This window comes from Roseburia sp. AM59-24XD (genome assembly GCF_003478445.1).
Taxonomy (GTDB): Bacteria; Bacillota; Clostridia; order Lachnospirales; family Lachnospiraceae; genus Jutongia.
In genome coordinates this window covers 22,029-37,512 of sequence record NZ_QUET01000029.1, presented here as the reverse complement: position 1 = coordinate 37,512, position 15,484 = coordinate 22,029, and the positions used below count along the sequence as shown (strand labels likewise).

Sequence of the window (15,484 nt, the reverse complement as noted above, 5' to 3'; positions counted from 1 at the left end):
TTGACCTGTAGGTAACCAATCCACGTATATCAGAGTGGCCAATGCCGGGAACTGATACTCCGAAGCTCTTTCTGGGTGCCTTCAGAAAACAGAATAATTAATTTTTTTTGATTTTTTTCGAATTTACTCTTGACAAAAGTCATTACATATCAGTTTGAGTTAATAAAATTAAGCGAACAAACCATAAAGATATTATAAGAAGATATTTCCGCTTAACATAGAAAACCGTCTTGTATTTCCAATCAAATAATGCTATAGTACATCCCAATAAGGGACAGACTAGCAGGTATAGATTGACAGAAGGATTGGTGGATACAATGGATATTTTCGATATTATTGGTCCGGTAATGGTAGGACCAAGCAGTTCGCACACAGCAGGGGCTGTAAGGATCGGATATGTGGGTCAGAAGCTATTGGCAGAGCCGGTAGTGAAGGCGCAGATCGGTCTTTACGGCTCTTTTTGGTCTACCGGAAAGGGGCATGGAACAGATCGTGCGCTGGCTGCCGGATTGATGGGCTGGGAGCCGGAGGATGAGAGGATTCCGAGGAGTCTTGAGATTGCGGAGCAGGCAGGCGTGGAGCTTTCTTTTTATCAGGCGGACCTAAAGGACGCACATCCCAACACGGCGGTAATTCATATGACCGGTGCCGGAGGACGTGAACTTGAGGTGATCGCTGCGTCCATCGGAGGAGGCAGGATCCGCATCTGCGAGGTGGACGGTCTGACAGTAAATGTGTGCGGTGAATATCCGACACTCATCGTTCATAATCTGGATCAGCCGGGGCATGTGGCGGAGGTGACATCCATGCTCAGCCACAAGTCGGTCAATATTGCAACATTGCAGCTCTACCGTAATTCGCGTGGCGGCAATGCCGTGATGGTTCTGGAGTGCGATCAGGAGATTCCACTGGAAGCGATCAAATGGCTGGAGCATCTCGAGGGCGTGATCAAGGTCACATATTTGAATCTATAAGGATGGAGGATTGGTGTTATGTATGAATCGTTGCAGCAGATGCAGGAAATATGCGAGACGGAGAATAAGGCGTTCTGGGAGCTTGTGATGGAAGAGGAGGCCAATGAGAAGCAAAACAGCCATGAGGAAGTGTTTGAGACGATGCGGAGCATGTACCGCGCAATGGTACAGGCGGACGAGAATTATGAGGATCGCAGATCTGCCAGTCAGATGACAGGTGGTGCGGGGGAGCTTATGGCGAAATGGAACCGTGACGAAAAGACACTGTCTGGTCCATTTCTGGGACAGGTGATGGAAAGGGCACTTAAAATGGCAGAGTCCAATGCCTGCATGAAGCGCATTGTGGCGGCACCGACCGCAGGCTCCTGCGGTGTACTGCCGGCGGTGATGATCACCTATCAGAAGCTGGAGAAGTGTCCCGAGGATGAGATCGTCAAGGCGCTGTTTGTGGCAGCGGGAATCGGTCAGATCATTGCGAGCCGGGCATCGATTGCTGGAGCGCAGGGCGGTTGTCAGGCAGAGATTGGCTCTGCGAGTGCTATGACGGCAGGAGCTCTTGTCTTTCTGCGGGGCGGCAGTCTTCAGCAGATTTATGAAGCAACGGCGCTTGCATTAAAGGGACTTCTCGGTCTGGTGTGCGATCCGGTGGCGGGACTGGTGGAGGTTCCGTGTGTGAAGAGAAATGTGATCGGTGCTGTTAATGCGGTTTCGTGCAGTGATATGGCGATGGCAGGGATCACATCGTTTATTCCGGTAGATCAGGTCATTGATGCGATGGATGAGATTGGGCGCAATATGCCGTGTCAGTACAAGGAGACGAGTCAGGGCGGGCTTGCGGTCACTCCGGCGGGAAAGTCAGTCGCATTGTAACAACAGGGGAGCCACACGAATTGTGTGACTCCCCTGTTTATAGGTGCTCTCCGCATACAGCTTCGATCTATTCGTCCAGCATGGATGTGCAGTGCGGGCAGCGTGTTGCCTCGATATCGACTTCGCTTTTACAGAACGGACAAACCTTTGTGGTAACTTTTTCCTCTGCCTCTTCTTTCTTGATCAGCTTCTCGGATGCGGTGTTCATTGCCTTGATGATCATGAAGATCACAAGTGCCATGATCAGAAAATTAAATACAGCGGTCAGAAAGTTGCCGTAATTTAAGGTGACCTGTCCGAGCAGCTTTATATGATACTGGTCGAAGTTCATGCCACCAAACAATCCAAGGATCGGATTGATGATATCCTTTACAAGAGAGGATACGATGTTGGTAAATGCCCCACCGATAATGATACCGACTGCCATGTCCATAACGTTTCCACGGCTGATAAATTCTTTGAATTCCTTGATAAATTCCTTCATGTCTATCCCTGCCTTTCTCGTTTGCGTAATAAAATACATACAAGTTAAACATCGGCAGTTTGCGGGAAACTCTTAATCGGCGTACTCGAAAAACGGCAGGATATTGACGATATATTTGTTCATGATATCCGCAAATTCCCGGAGCTGTGCATCTGTCTGACACTCACCGTATTCAATGGTATAGGTGTATCCGTTGTGGAAGCCGACATAAATCATCATCGGATTGAGCTCCTCCATTTTCTCGCCGGTAAAGGAACCCTTGAGACGGTGAATGGTAAAAAGCGGCATTTTGGCACCGCCACGCTTTGCCATGAAGGTAGCAGTGGCTTCGCTGCACCCGAAGTCCGGATTGGTCACAGCATTCTTCTCTTTCAGGGTTACCAGCTCGGCAACGCTTTCGGGCAGCTCCACAAAGCATCTGGCTGCCGTGCTGCTGATACGGATCCGTTTGTCGGTTGCCGTGGTCTGGTGGAGCGTGATCGTCTCACCGCCGAAGGTGACGCTTGCGATGGTTTTTGCATCGATGATCTGGTTAAAGCCGATCCGTTTGTATCCCTCGTTTGAAGCATCGCCCCAGCTTTCGGTCACATCATCCTCAAAACGGCTGTCGATACGGCTGCCATCGGTGAAATCAATCGTAAGCCGGTCTGACTTTTCGTATTTGTTCCATTCCTTTTGTGTGAAATGTGTCTTTCCCTGCTTCGTGATCGTGTAGTGTGCAGTCAGTGAAAGCGGAGATACGACAATGTTCGTCCAATGCCCCTCGGAATCCATGAGACGGATGTCTTTGTTCACATTGATCTGCTCCGGTTCAGCATTGGTCTGGAAGGTCCAGTTTAATTTCCAGCTTCCCTTCTGCAGCGTGACGAACCTACCGTGATTATTGTGGTAACCGATATTTTTGAGCGACAAAGCGATATGGCTGTTGTTGATGTCAACATCGTTGCCGTTATTGTTGATGCCACTGACCAACATCGGAAACTTTGTAATGCCCTCGTTTACGGAGGTGCTGCTTATCGTGTCGGCAGTATAGTCATAGCTTGTGCCGTCCTTTCCGGTAATGGCAAGCTCATAGCTGCCAAATTCCAGTGTGTACGGAACATCCTTCAGATCGGAAGCGTTGATCACGGCGTAGAAACCGGAATGGTCTCCGATGGTCTGGGTCAGATCCAGCCGGATCCCGTTTGATTCATCCGATGCATTGACATTGGTAGTCAGCTTCTCGGCAGTCTGTTGTGACTGATTATCATAGATATTGAAAAAGTTTCGGATGCTGTCATCAAAGCTGAAAGCGGCAAATGCGGTGACGCCGACCATGCAGACAAGGCATGCGGCAGCGGCAGCAGCGAACGGTCTGGAATATCTTCTCCAGAATGAAGGATGTGTTGTGATGTTGTTTTGTTTTTTTGATTTCCTGTTTTCTACGTTTGTCTTTGTATGGATTTCCCCATTTATTTTCTGCAGAGTTTTTTCATGTAATCTCTTGATTTCGGACTCTGTCAATGTTGTTTCCTTCCTTTCGGAGCTGATGTCCTGTCTGGAAAGCTCCTGTAATAAATCTTCTATATTTTTCATAAGGCACTCCTTTCTGACTGTCCGGTCTTCCCCCTGACCATTCGACAGTCAAGCCATATCAGATATTTCAGGCAACTTCAACGCCACATTGTAGCAGCTGTTGTCTCAAACGGTGTTTCCCCCTGCTCAGTTTGTTCTCTACCGTCTTTGCTTTCAGCGCCAGTTTATCTGCGATCTCCTTGATCGAATGTTGATAGAAATACCGGTAAATAAATATTTCGCGGTCGGGACTTTTCATGGAATTGACCAGCTGGTATAAGATTTCGTACTCAGATCGGCTTACGATCTGCTCCTCCACATTTTCCCCCGATACCAGCTCTTCGGCGGTATCTATATTCTGTGTCGGATGTTCCTTTGCCAGAGTGCGCCGTTTATTTAGTGCGGTGCGCCTTGCAATTCCATATAAATATTCCCTGAGGCCCTGACCGTCTGTCAGCTTGATTTTTTCTCTGGACCGCCAGAGTCCCACGAAGGTGTCGGATATCGCTTCTTCGATATCTTCCCCGCTGTAACCGGACAGGATGGACCGGCAGATTGTTTTGACCGCCTTTCCATACTGCCTGATCGCAAGCTCGATCCCAAGTGAGACGTCTTCGCTCAGACAGTCCAGCAATTCCTGTTCTTCCATTTGTCTGCCCCCTTTATAATCTCTTGAAAGATCTTTCACTTATCTATTGGCATGAAAATACTTAAATCACTCACCTTATTTTGAAAAATATTAAAAAACTCTTACCTGTCCCATTTATCGTACACCTGGTTTCAGGTGTGATTTCAGACGTAATGGCATTTGCCGTATTTCCTAAGCGTAATGGTATTCACTGCGCTTTTTAATAAGAAATGTCGCAGTGACGAAAAGTGTCAGAAGCTCTGCAACGGCAACGGACAGCCAGATGCCGGTGATGCCGAGGAAAATCGGAAGGATAAATACCACGGCAAGCTGGAACACCAGGGTTCGCAGGAAGGAGATCACGGCAGAGATCAGTCCGTTGTTCAGCGCCGTGAAGAAGGAAGAACCAAATATATTGAAGCCGTTGATCAGGAAGGTTACACAGAACAGACGGAAACCGTAGCGTGTCATCTCAAAAAGCTCCGGATCGTATCCAACGAAGATCCGTGCGATCGGTGACGCAATAAACTGTGCCGCTGCGGTCAGGACAACGCCGCAGATGCTTACCAGTGTCAGGCTTTTTTTGAACAGATTTTTCAGCTCGTCATGGTTGGCAGCTCCGTAATGGTAGCTGATGATCGGCGCACTACCGATGGAATAGCCGAAAAAGACAGCGACAAAGATAAAGTTTGCGTACATGATCGTTCCGTAGGCGGCGACACCGTTTTCGCCGGCAAGCTTCATTAATTGCAGATTATACAGGGAACCGACGATAGAGCTGGAAAGATTTGTCATCAGCTCGGAGGAACCGTTTGCACAGGCTTTCAACAATATTCTGCCGTAGAATTTTGTCTTTCCAAGACGTAGAATATCGGATCTTCCGCCGGCAAAATAGATCAACGGGAAGAATCCGCCAAACAGCTCTCCGCAGGAGGTGGCGATCGCAGCACCGGCAATTCCCCAGCCGAACACGGCAATGAACAGGTAGTCCAAGATCATATTAGTCACGCCGGCAATGACGATCACCGCAAGACCAAGCTTTGGCTTTTCTGCCGCCACAAAGAAGCTCTGGAAGGCGTTCTGCAGCATGAACGGGGCCAGTGTGATAAAGCCGAGACGACCGTAGATCGTACAGTTTTTCAGGAGATCTCCGCTGGCACCGAGCAGTCTTGCGACGGACGGTGTCAGGGCGATTCCGACAAGGCTTAAAGCGATTCCGCCGATCAGGGTGACGTACACCAGCATGGAAAAATATTCGCCGGCTTTCTCCTTCTTACCCTCGCCGAGTGTCTTGGCGACAATGGCACTTCCTCCGGTACCCATCATAAAGCCGAGTGCGGACATTGCCATAATAAACGGTGAGATCAGATTGATCGCCGCAAACGCTGTCTTGCCGACATAATTGGAGACAAATAACCCATCGACAACGACATAGATCGAAGTGAAGATCATCATGATGACGGATGGGTACACAAAACGTAACAGCTTTTTAAATGTAAAATGTTCGGATAATTGTATTTTCATTGTAATTCCTTTCTGTGAAGCTTCATAAATTCACTGCGCAGTGCAGCTGCATATTTCTGATGGAACAGGATCAGCTGATCCCATTCCTCCGGTGACAGTACGGACAAAGCGTTGTTTTCTGCCTGAATGACCGGATAGATCTTCTCTTGCTGGATCTGCCTTCCGGTGTCGGTTAGAAAAATCTGCATGCTTCTTCCCTTGCCCGGTTTTAATTCAATCCAGCCATTTGCTTCCATTTTGCGGATGGCGGAGTTGATCGTCTGTTTGGGAATGCAGGAGGTCCTGCAGATGTCACGCTGCAGGCAGCCGTCACCAAGCTCGAAAATGCCGTATAAGATATCAAACGCACTGTCTGAGAGTGACGCATTGAGTGCGGCATCATGATAGATGTCATCGAACTCCTTGTAGAGATGGTTATATTCTATCTGAACGTCACTCATATGAGGTTTTGCGGGTGTTTTCATTATCATCATCCTTTCGTTGTTTTTATGTGTATATAAAATGGTGTTGGGGTTAAAAGGTATCTTGCTATAATGTAAGTCTGATTTCGTACTTAATAATGTATTATAGTCCGATTTCGTACTTGCGTCAAGCCGCAGCGGTATAATGTCATTATTTACCTGCCGTCGATCAGGATAAGCCGGAACAAGATCTTCGTAATTTTAACGGAATTGCTCCTGTATTTTACTTGCTATCTTTATATTGAAATGGTACTATATTCTTTAGAAAAAATTTAAGATAAGGGGTACGGCAATTACTATGAAAAACTCAAACGAACCAATCTACGATGCTCGTAAACTAGGGGTTCCTAAAATGCTTATTTTGGGAATCCAGCACATGTTCGCCATGTTTGGCGCAACAATTCTTGTACCGATCCTTGTGGCAGGTTATTTCCAGGAAGCCTGTGGAGAGCCGCTGTCAAGAGGACTTACGGTTTCTGTTACTTTATTCTGTGCCGGATTTGGTACACTGATATTCCATCTTTGTTCTAAATTTAAGGTGCCCGCATTCTTAGGATCTTCTTTTGCATTCCTTGGTGGTTTCTACACGGTAGCGAATCTGAAGAGCGGCATGTATGCCGATATGGCTGCCAACGATAAGGTTGCATATGCCTGTGGCGGTATTGTGGTTGCAGGTCTTTTGTATCTGGTCGTTGCACTGATCTTTAAGCTGGTTGGTGTCAATCGCGTTATGAAATTCCTTCCGCCGGTTGTAACCGGACCGATCATTATCTGTATCGGACTTTCCCTGGCACCAAGTGCCGTAAGCAATGCGTCCGGCAACTGGCTGATCGCCTTTGTGGCACTGGCAGTGATCATTATTTTCAATATCTGGGGCAAGGGTATGTTTAAAATCATCCCGATCCTGATGGGTGTTCTGATCTCCTATGCATTTGCATTGATCTTAAATGCCTGCGGAGTGACGAATCCGGACGGTTCTGCAATCCTGAATTTCGCTTCCGTTTCTGCTGCAAGCTGGGTTGGACTTCCACCGTTCCAGATCTGCAAGTTTGATGTGACCGCTATCCTTGTTATGGCACCGATCGCGATCGCAACCATGATGGAGCATGTCGGTGATATGTCTGCCATTTCCGCAACCGTAGGTAAGAATTACATTGAGGATCCGGGTCTTCACCGTACACTGATGGGTGACGGTATTGCAACTGCATTTGCCGGTCTCATTGGAGGTCCTGCCAATACAACATACGGAGAGAATACCGGTGTACTTGAACTTTCCAAGGTCTATGATCCGAGAGTGATCCGGATCGCAGCAGTATTTGCTGTTATTCTTTCCTTTATTCCGAAGTTTTCCGCAATCATTTCAACAATGCCGTCAGCGATCATCGGAGGCGTGTCCTTCATGCTTTATGGTATGATCTCTGCAATCGGTGTAAGAAATGTGGTTGAGAACAGAGTTGATCTGACAAAGTCAAGGAACCTCATTATCGCAGGCGTGATCTTTGTCTGCGGTCTTGGTTTTTCCGATGGTCTTACCTTCCGTGTGGCAGGTACTTCCATTACACTGACAGCACTGGCTGTTGCAGCGATCGCAGGTATCCTTCTCAATGCGATCCTTCCGGGCAATGATTACAGCTTCGGAAAGCATCCGGAGGGAGACAGAAGCCGTGGTGTTTATGTGATGAACAGTGATAGAGAGACAGAAGAAACTGAAGAAAATAAATAATAAAAGACTATAAGAGAACTGCATTGGAGATAATAGCAGATATCCGAAAGAAAGGACGCGTAACATGATTAAATCCGATAATATTGTAATTTTTGAACATCCGTTAATTCAGCATAAAATTTCCCTGCTCCGTGATAAGGCGACCGGGACAAACGAGTTCCGTAAGCTTGTCGATGAGATCGCGATGCTGGAGGGATTTGAGGCACTTTCTGATCTTCCGGTGGAGGATGTAGAGATTGAGACTCCGATCGAGAAGTGCATGACACCGATGATCTCCGGACGTAAGCTGGCAGTCGTACCGATCCTTCGTGCCGGACTTGGTATGGTTTCCGGTATCCTTGCTCTGGTTCCGAATGCAAAGGTTGGTCACATTGGAATGTACCGTGATGAGGAGACACATCAGCCACAGGAATATTATTGTAAGCTGCCAAATCCGATCGAGGAGAGACTGATCGTTGTCTGTGATCCGATGTTGGCAACCGGCGGTTCTGCTATTGATGCGATCGATCAGATCAAGAAGCACGGCGGCAGGAATATCAAGTTTATGTGTATCATTGCTGCGCCGGAGGGGCTTGAGAAGCTTCATAAGGCACATCCGGATGTGCAGATCTATGTTGGTCATCTTGACAGACAGCTTAACGAGGATGCATATATCTGTCCGGGTCTTGGTGATGCCGGTGATCGTATCTTTGGTACGAAATAATCATTTAATTTTAATAGAAACGATGTTGTCGATTGCTTTGTTGTTAAGCAGCTTTTGCAGTCCGGCAGCATATATAAGGCAGGCGTTTGTGCGTCTGCCTTTTTGAATGGATCCGAAGTATCTTTTGCGGATGAGGGAGGAAGCATCAAAGAGCTTCTTTTTTGTCGCTATTTTAGCCGTTTGGCTAGTGTACTTTTCGGAAGTGCTTTGTTATAATTGAGTGCAATCATGAAAGGAGAAACAAGGAGGAGCTTATGAGAAAATGGAAAAAATGGGTGTCCGTGATGCTGGCAGGCTCTATGCTGGTATCGGGGCTCCCGGCACAAAGTATTGTAAAGAGGGCGGGCGCAAGCAGCCTGAAGGAAAACGGACAGGCAGAGAAAAGTATTTATGACAAGCTTGCCTTTGATACAACACAGGAGACAGAGGATTCCGAGCAGAATCCATATACGGCGGGAAAGGACGATTATCAGAACCTGAATCCGCAGATGGAGCTGTTTGTCGAGGGAAAGGTATCGTCATTGAGTCAGGCGATTCTAAAAAAAGTCTTTGGTCAATGGAAACTATAACAGGAGCCAGACAGACTCAGCAGATCTGACAGATGGAACGGGACTCAATCTTGGCTGGTATCAGGGAACGTATCAAAATTCCGAAGATCAGACAGGAGCTCTTTTGAAGAGCAAGCAGAGAAAGGCAGTAAAGACAACGTTTGATTCCGTAGCGACCGGAGCCAAGGAATATACGGCTCTGGATGCCTCCGGGAGCGGTTATCAGGACTACAAGGTGTGTGTTGCGCAGAAGGCAGCAGACTCGGATGAATTAAACCTGTATCTGCTTAGTGCAAAGACAAATGAGCCGGTGGGAACGGCGGTCAATCTGACAAAAAGCAACACCTGTGTATCCACTATGAAGGAACATGAGACGAGGTCTTATCTCACGGTCTGCGGCGGTGATTTTGACGGAGATGGAAAGGATGAGGCAGCAGTTTATGTTCCGGTTACGGATGCACGAAATGGAGTGAATGCTTCTCATGTGGATATCTATGATATCAATACGGAATCCTCGACCAAAACCTTTGAAAAGAGATCAACGGTATACCTGGCAGATCTGGAGGGGACGCAACCCGGCAAGACGCTTGACGATTCAAAAACTCCTTTTATTACAAGTCTGGCAGTCTATGATTTTGACGGGGATGGAAAGGAAGAGCTTGCAACGTCTTTTAGTCATGCTTATTTTCCGAATGCCAGATTTATTCCCGCAAATACGAAAAAGGCGAAAGAGTGGAAGAAAATGGGATCGTATCTGTCAGTACTGTCCATGAAAACGGACAGTATGGAGGAACAGTATGGACGCCGTCTGGCATTTACCGGAGAGGAATATGGAATTCAGGAGAAAAAGGATACCGTTCTGCAGACCATGCAGTTTGTTGGTCTGGATGTAGGCGATATGGATAATGATTCGATGCAGGAGCTTGTTGTTGCCGGTTACGTTCCGGATGGAGATGACGGTGTGGGTCAGTCGGTAGTCAAGAGTAAGCAGGCAGTTGTGCAGCTTGGCTTTGATCAGGAAAAGGGATGTTATAAGCTGTTGCATGGCGGTATTCCGTATCTTTTATGCCAGCCGGCAGCCAATCAGGAGCTTTATGAAGGAATGAGGGGGTCGGATGTCAGACAGGAACCGGCAGCGGTCGCATGCTTTGCTTCCCGGGGGACAGGGTATGGAGATACTTTGTTCGTGGAGGGCAGTTGTTGGAACTTCAGTGCGGGTGCATCTGAAAAGGAGATGTTTCGATGTCAGTATAATGGCGGCTCGTCTGATTATGTTGTGCCGGATGAAGCAAATGCTTCCGGCGGACTCGCAGAGGCGTATCAGTATCAGTGGACGGACGATAACGGAAATATGAAGCTGCCGATCGATAAGGACAGTGATACAACGAAGTGCTGGCTCAGCAAGGTTGTCAAGGGCAATTTTAATGGAAACCCATATGGCATGGAGCAGGTAATCATGAGCTGTGGTGTCAAGAGCGACAGTATGGTGTCATGGGGGCTTTCTGCACTCAGCCGGAAGGCAGTCGGAGCGGAGGATACCGCCGGATACGCGCGTTTTACACAGGCTCGGGCTGGGGAGATATCTATCTGAGTTTGGCGGCAGTTGATTATGATGAGGACGGCATGATCGTTAAGTTTGATCATAAGGAGAGTTATTTCAGTGATCCGAATGTTGTTGCCGTGCTTCAGGCGGCACCGTATTTCTCGGATCTGGAATCTACGGACGGCAATTACAGCACCAATGGCTCTACGGCATACGGCAAAACGACAGGCTCCTCCACCACAAATTCAGCCGAGTTTTCGGTATCAGCCGGGGTGATCACAGGATATGAGGAGGATGTCAGTATTCTCGGATTTTACGATGTCGTAGGAATTGATTTTGAAGTGGAGGCGAGCGTCAGTGCCGGCTATGCAAAGGAATTTACGAACGGGAAGAGCTATTCTACTTCTTACGAGGCAGACAGTACGGATGACAGTGTGGTGCTGTCGATGACGCCATACACAAGGTATGTGTATAAAAGTTATGTGCCGGGATTTAAGCTGCCGACACAGAGCCGCTACAATGGGCTGAAAAAGCAGCTTGAACAATATAAGAGCAGTTACGAGACGGCAGAACAGGAATATGCAGAGATCAAGCAGAAGAAAGGAATATCCTATCGATTTAAGAAAGCAGCGCTTGCCAACCGGGTTTCCGTTGCTGCAAACAGATATAACAATGCATACAGCCGGCTTCAGGCAATCGACAAGGCACTGGAGCAGGGATATGAGTGCGGACAGCAGATTGCGGGAAGCTGGAAGGATTATTATGTTTCCGTGCCTCAGACACCGCGTATGACCATGCTTACAGTGACAGAATATGACCGTGTTGCGAAGGAAAACGGTGAATTTGACAAGATCCGCGGAAATGTTCTGACGAACACGCCGGGCGATCCGTTTTCCTACCGGGCTGCGATCGGAGCCTCTTTCGATGGAGGAAAGGTCGTTGATGATGTATCCGGTGCAAAGGATAATTTCGTTAGAGTCAGCAGGGGAGGCAATTCTATCACACAGGGAATTGAAGTGGAAAGTGAAAATTCGGATACCGTGACCTGGGGAACCAGTGTGGAGACACATCTTGTGACAGAGGAAGGCGGTGTTAAGACCGGTGTCAGTGCGGGTGCCGAGGCAAACGGCAGCGTGACATGGACGAATTATAACGGAGCGGAATATTCCGGAACGGTTGCCGGTATTCCTGCGAATGTAGAGCAGTCCTATCCTTCATGTGGCGATTCGGAACATGGGATACGATGTTAAACGGACAACGGACAAAGGTGCTTGGCTATCTTGTGAAGGGACAGGAGGCACCACCGGCACTGCCATCTGACATTACAGTGACGGATGCCACAGCGGATTCCCTGACCTTGAGCTGGACACACAGCAACCGTAAGGGAGTGCGCTATCGCATCTGCCTGTTGGAGGATAATGAGGAAGAAACGCCGATTGCAGAAGTTTCTTCCGCCCGATCCGGTTATACGATCGGTAACGGTCTGCTTCAGCCGGGAAAGACATACCGTTTTACGATGCAGAGTGTCGGTTATATGGAGACAAGTGCATCCAGCCTTCCGGTGTATGGAAGAACCAAATACGCTGCCGGAACAGATACACCGACAATTGAACTGCAGCCGGAGGATACGGCGGTTGTGGAAGGCGGGAAAGCAGAATTTTCGATTTACGCGACACCGGTAAAGGGAAGCAATGGTTCTGTGCGGTATCAGTGGCAGTGCAGACAGGGAGCAGGTGCAGTGTGGGAGGACATTGACGGTGCAGACAGTATGGATCTTGCGGTGCCGGATGTGACTGCGGATATGGACGGATGGCAGTATCGATGCGTTGTTTCTCAGTTTTACGGCAAAACGATCGAGATCGACAGCGAACCGGCGGCTCTTACTTTAAAACAGCGTCTTGCATCGGTTGTCAGAATGGATCCGTTGGAGAAAACAAGCGGTCGTGCAGCTGATGTGGAAAAGGTGCAGAAGGAAGAAGAGACGCGAAGCTACGAGCCGTTGAAGTTGACGGTCAAGGTGACAAATGGTAATTTGCAGGTGGCAGAGCTGAAGGGCAATGTGAAATATTTTGGGGAGTACACAGGCAATTATTCTGTGACTGTAGGTAAAAAAATTACAGAGGATGCGGTTATTCTGGAAGAATTGGAAGGAAGTGCCTCCGACAGCAATTACAAAGCGACGGTGGATCAAATTGTAAATGCAGCACAGTCCGGATCGTTTCACTATCTTTTCCTGAGAATTTTTAAGGACGATGCAACCCGTACAAAGTTGAAAAATTATCTGTCTGACAAAGGTTCTGTCCGCAGCCGTGAAAATGATCCTGAGACCGATACGCTGTCTCCGAATATGGATCTGACGGTGGAGATAACGGAAGAGAATTTTAACCATTTAAAGTATAGGGAACTTACCGCAGATGATTATGAGAGCACGGTTCCATATGATGACGAATATGTTTATGGGCTTGCTTCCGGTCGGAAGACAATCACCCATACACAGCCGGTGGGAGGCGAGGAGCAGACGCTGTCTGCACAGATTGTCTCTGAAGAGGAGGAGCCGTTAAACGGGGAAGCGGTCTGCGAAATCATGAATCTGACGACAGGAGAAACAGAAAATACAGCGCTTACTGTTACAAATGGGTGTGCTTCAGGAAAGTGGACGCCGTTTGGAACCGGCTACTATAAATTAACGGTAAAATATCAGGGAGATGAGGAGTATTATGGTGCAGCGGCGGAGAATCCGCAGTATTTTACAGCATATAATTCCAAGAAAAAGACATTGCCGGGAGTAGAGCTGGAGAATACGCCGGTTTACGGAGAGGAAATTTCGCTTCAGATGAGTCTTGCCAAGACGGATCAGGTAGAGGATGTTACGGAAGCGGCCTCCTTTACATTGGTAGGCAAAAAGGATCGGAAGCGCACTGCGATCACCGTGGAAAACGGCAAATGGGCGGTTAACGAGCTGCCGGGCGAGTATATTTTGGAAGCGTCGATAACAAAGGATGGCGTGACTTATGAATGTTCCCGGGAGGTACAGATCGAGAAGGCACAGCTATATGTAACGGTTGATCCGGTTACGGTGGATGTCAGCAAAACGACAGATTACCAATATCAGTTTGCAGCTGCGCAGTTAAAATTCCGGGGCTTGTCTGCCGGAGATGAAGACGCCGCCAGAGCTCTGTTTACTGCCGGTGCCAATGAGCAGGAAATTGGCAAGGACAGCAAAGGAAAGCCATATGCGGCAGATTACAGTATTTATACCGGAATTAAGGAGGATGCAGAGACAGCGGAAGTGAATGAGCTGCTTGCAAAATACGAGGTGTGTACGATAAACAGTACACTTAGTTACACCGGCAATAAGACCGGAAGCTATCTGGTACAGTACGGCGCAGATGGCAGCGGCATTGTCAACGCATCCACCGAAAAAGGTACAGCAATCGCAAACGGCGGGTCTTATGCGGAGGATTCAAAACTTTATTTTAAAGCAGTTCCGGCTCAGGGCTGGAATCTGAAAGGATGGAAGGTCAATGGCAAAGATGCGGAGTATGTTCAGGGAATCACATTTGTAAATGGAATGCTGAAAACAGCCTTGACGGACGACATTCAGGTAACTGCTGTATTTGAAGATCCGTCGGCAAGTGAGAAGCCGGCAGAATCAGCAGCCCCAACACAGAGTCCGGGAGAAAGCAGTTCACCGGTTGTCTCCGGAAAGCCGCAGGATCCAACGCAAAGTCCTGTGATTCCGACGAATAAGCCAGATACACCACAGATTTCCGGCAGTCCGGATGTGCCGCAGGTATCCGATAAACCGGACACGCCACATAACTCCGGCAGTCCGAATGTACCGCAGGTGTCTGGAAAACCGGACATACCACAAAGCCCCGGCAGCCCGGATGGCACACAGGCATCGTCAAAACCGAATAATGCGTCCGCCACCGGAAAAGATGGAGCATCAGCAGACGGGACACAAGCAGGAAAGGATGATGGAAAGGCAGCAATCGGCATGTTCTTTATGGTGAAGGGCGTGACTTACCGTGTAACTGCAACCGATCAGGTTTCTTGTGTTAAGGCGAAAAAGAATATCAAGGGAAGCGTTGTGATTCCGGATACGATCACGTATTCCAAAGTAACCTATAAGGTCACAGCTCTTAGTGCAGGAGCGTTCCGAAACTGCAAAAAGCTGACAAAAATAACCATTGGTAAGAATGTGGAAACCATTGGAAAGGATGCCTTCCGAAGCTGTAAAAAGCTGAAGCAGATCACGATCAAAACAGAGAAGCTCACAGCAAAATCCATCGGAAAGAATGCATTTAAGGGCATCCGTAAGAATGCAGCGATCCGTGTTCCGAAAACACAGAAAAAGTCATATACAAAATGGCTTAAGAAAAAGGGAGGTTGTTCAACAGCAAAAATCAAAGCATAGAACAGAAATTAAAATATAGCTTTGATTGGAAACAGGGCTTTGCTTAATAAGC

The 15,484-nt window shown here is 48.0% G+C and carries 13 protein-coding genes; 8 read left to right on the top strand and 5 right to left on the bottom strand.

What is annotated here, in order from left to right; translation table 11 throughout:
• Positions 1 to 317: 317 nt before the first annotated feature.
• Positions 318 to 974 carry an L-serine ammonia-lyase, iron-sulfur-dependent subunit beta gene (gene sdaAB / locus DXA20_RS13205; protein ID WP_022305319.1) on the top strand — a complete coding sequence of 219 codons (657 nt, stop codon included), beginning with the start codon at positions 318 to 320 and terminating at the stop codon, positions 972 to 974.
• Between the two features lie 18 nt (positions 975 to 992).
• The gene (gene sdaAA / locus DXA20_RS13200; protein ID WP_118561412.1) at positions 993 to 1,844 is read left to right on the top strand and encodes an L-serine ammonia-lyase, iron-sulfur-dependent, subunit alpha; all 852 of its coding nucleotides are present in this window, start codon (positions 993 to 995) and stop codon (positions 1,842 to 1,844) included.
• Positions 1,845 to 1,911: 67 nt separating this feature from the next.
• On the opposite strand, the gene mscL is transcribed toward sdaAA, so the two are convergent.
• The 5 genes from mscL to DXA20_RS13175 form a co-directional block, all read right to left on the bottom strand.
• The gene (gene mscL, locus DXA20_RS13195) at positions 1,912 to 2,328 is read right to left on the bottom strand and encodes a large conductance mechanosensitive channel protein MscL (RefSeq protein ID WP_118561410.1); all 417 of its coding nucleotides are present in this window, start codon (positions 2,326 to 2,328) and stop codon (positions 1,912 to 1,914) included.
• A 72-nt stretch (positions 2,329 to 2,400) separates the two neighbouring features.
• On the bottom strand, positions 2,401 to 3,903 hold the full coding sequence (locus tag DXA20_RS13190) for a DUF4179 domain-containing protein (RefSeq protein ID WP_118561408.1): 1,503 nt from the start codon (positions 3,901 to 3,903) through the stop codon (positions 2,401 to 2,403).
• Positions 3,904 to 3,970: 67 nt separating this feature from the next.
• A complete protein-coding gene (locus DXA20_RS13185) occupies positions 3,971 to 4,531 on the bottom strand; it encodes a sigma-70 family RNA polymerase sigma factor (RefSeq protein ID WP_118561406.1) in 561 nt (186 codons plus the stop codon).
• A 171-nt stretch (positions 4,532 to 4,702) separates the two neighbouring features.
• Positions 4,703 to 6,034 carry an MATE family efflux transporter gene (locus DXA20_RS13180; RefSeq protein WP_118561404.1) on the bottom strand — a complete coding sequence of 444 codons (1,332 nt, stop codon included), beginning with the start codon at positions 6,032 to 6,034 and terminating at the stop codon, positions 4,703 to 4,705.
• Positions 6,031 to 6,498: a MarR family winged helix-turn-helix transcriptional regulator gene (locus DXA20_RS13175; protein WP_118561402.1), complete on the bottom strand. Its 468-nt coding sequence runs from the start codon at positions 6,496 to 6,498 to the stop codon at positions 6,031 to 6,033. Before DXA20_RS13175 ends, DXA20_RS13180 begins: the two co-directional genes overlap by 4 nt.
• A gap of 295 nt (positions 6,499 to 6,793) precedes the next feature.
• On the opposite strand from DXA20_RS13175, the gene DXA20_RS13170 reads away from it, so the two are divergent.
• The 6 genes from DXA20_RS13170 (at position 6,794) to DXA20_RS13145 (ending at position 15,432) form a co-directional block, all read left to right on the top strand.
• Positions 6,794 to 8,218, top strand: coding sequence for a uracil-xanthine permease family protein (locus tag DXA20_RS13170; RefSeq protein ID WP_118561400.1), 1,425 nt, complete (start codon positions 6,794 to 6,796; stop codon positions 8,216 to 8,218).
• Between the two features lie 64 nt (positions 8,219 to 8,282).
• On the top strand, positions 8,283 to 8,921 hold the full coding sequence (gene upp, locus DXA20_RS13165; RefSeq protein WP_022305327.1) for a uracil phosphoribosyltransferase: 639 nt from the start codon (positions 8,283 to 8,285) through the stop codon (positions 8,919 to 8,921).
• 254 nt (positions 8,922 to 9,175) lie between these two features.
• Positions 9,176 to 9,490 (top strand): hypothetical protein, encoded by a 315-nt coding sequence (locus DXA20_RS13160; RefSeq protein ID WP_118561398.1) that lies wholly within the window; start codon positions 9,176 to 9,178, stop codon positions 9,488 to 9,490.
• Positions 9,471 to 11,060, top strand: coding sequence for a hypothetical protein (locus tag DXA20_RS13155; RefSeq protein ID WP_118561396.1), 1,590 nt, complete (start codon positions 9,471 to 9,473; stop codon positions 11,058 to 11,060). The genes DXA20_RS13160 and DXA20_RS13155 overlap by 20 nt, the downstream gene beginning before the upstream one ends.
• A 2-nt stretch (positions 11,061 to 11,062) precedes the next feature.
• Positions 11,063 to 12,262: a hypothetical protein gene (locus DXA20_RS13150; protein ID WP_118561394.1), complete on the top strand. Its 1,200-nt coding sequence runs from the start codon at positions 11,063 to 11,065 to the stop codon at positions 12,260 to 12,262.
• A complete protein-coding gene (locus DXA20_RS13145) occupies positions 12,229 to 15,432 on the top strand; it encodes a leucine-rich repeat protein (protein ID WP_118561392.1) in 3,204 nt (1,067 codons plus the stop codon). Before DXA20_RS13150 ends, DXA20_RS13145 begins: the two co-directional genes overlap by 34 nt.
• The last annotated feature ends 52 nt before the right edge of the window (positions 15,433 to 15,484 follow it).

Coding starts and splice junctions, on each gene's coding strand:
- DXA20_RS13170 (WP_118561400.1), top strand. CDS start 6,794: ATGAAAAACTCAAACGAACCAATCTACGATGCTCGTAAACTAGGGGTT.
- upp (WP_022305327.1), top strand. CDS start 8,283: ATGATTAAATCCGATAATATTGTAATTTTTGAACATCCGTTAATTCAG.
- DXA20_RS13180 (WP_118561404.1), bottom strand. CDS start 6,034: ATGAAAATACAATTATCCGAACATTTTACATTTAAAAAGCTGTTACGT.
- DXA20_RS13190 (WP_118561408.1), bottom strand. CDS start 3,903: ATGAAAAATATAGAAGATTTATTACAGGAGCTTTCCAGACAGGACATC.
- DXA20_RS13185 (WP_118561406.1), bottom strand. CDS start 4,531: ATGGAAGAACAGGAATTGCTGGACTGTCTGAGCGAAGACGTCTCACTT.
- DXA20_RS13175 (WP_118561402.1), bottom strand. CDS start 6,498: ATGAAAACACCCGCAAAACCTCATATGAGTGACGTTCAGATAGAATAT.
- mscL (WP_118561410.1), bottom strand. CDS start 2,328: ATGAAGGAATTTATCAAGGAATTCAAAGAATTTATCAGCCGTGGAAAC.
- DXA20_RS13145 (WP_118561392.1), top strand. CDS start 12,229: ATGTGGCGATTCGGAACATGGGATACGATGTTAAACGGACAACGGACA.
- sdaAB (WP_022305319.1), top strand. CDS start 318: ATGGATATTTTCGATATTATTGGTCCGGTAATGGTAGGACCAAGCAGT.
- sdaAA (WP_118561412.1), top strand. CDS start 993: ATGTATGAATCGTTGCAGCAGATGCAGGAAATATGCGAGACGGAGAAT.
- DXA20_RS13160 (WP_118561398.1), top strand. CDS start 9,176: ATGAGAAAATGGAAAAAATGGGTGTCCGTGATGCTGGCAGGCTCTATG.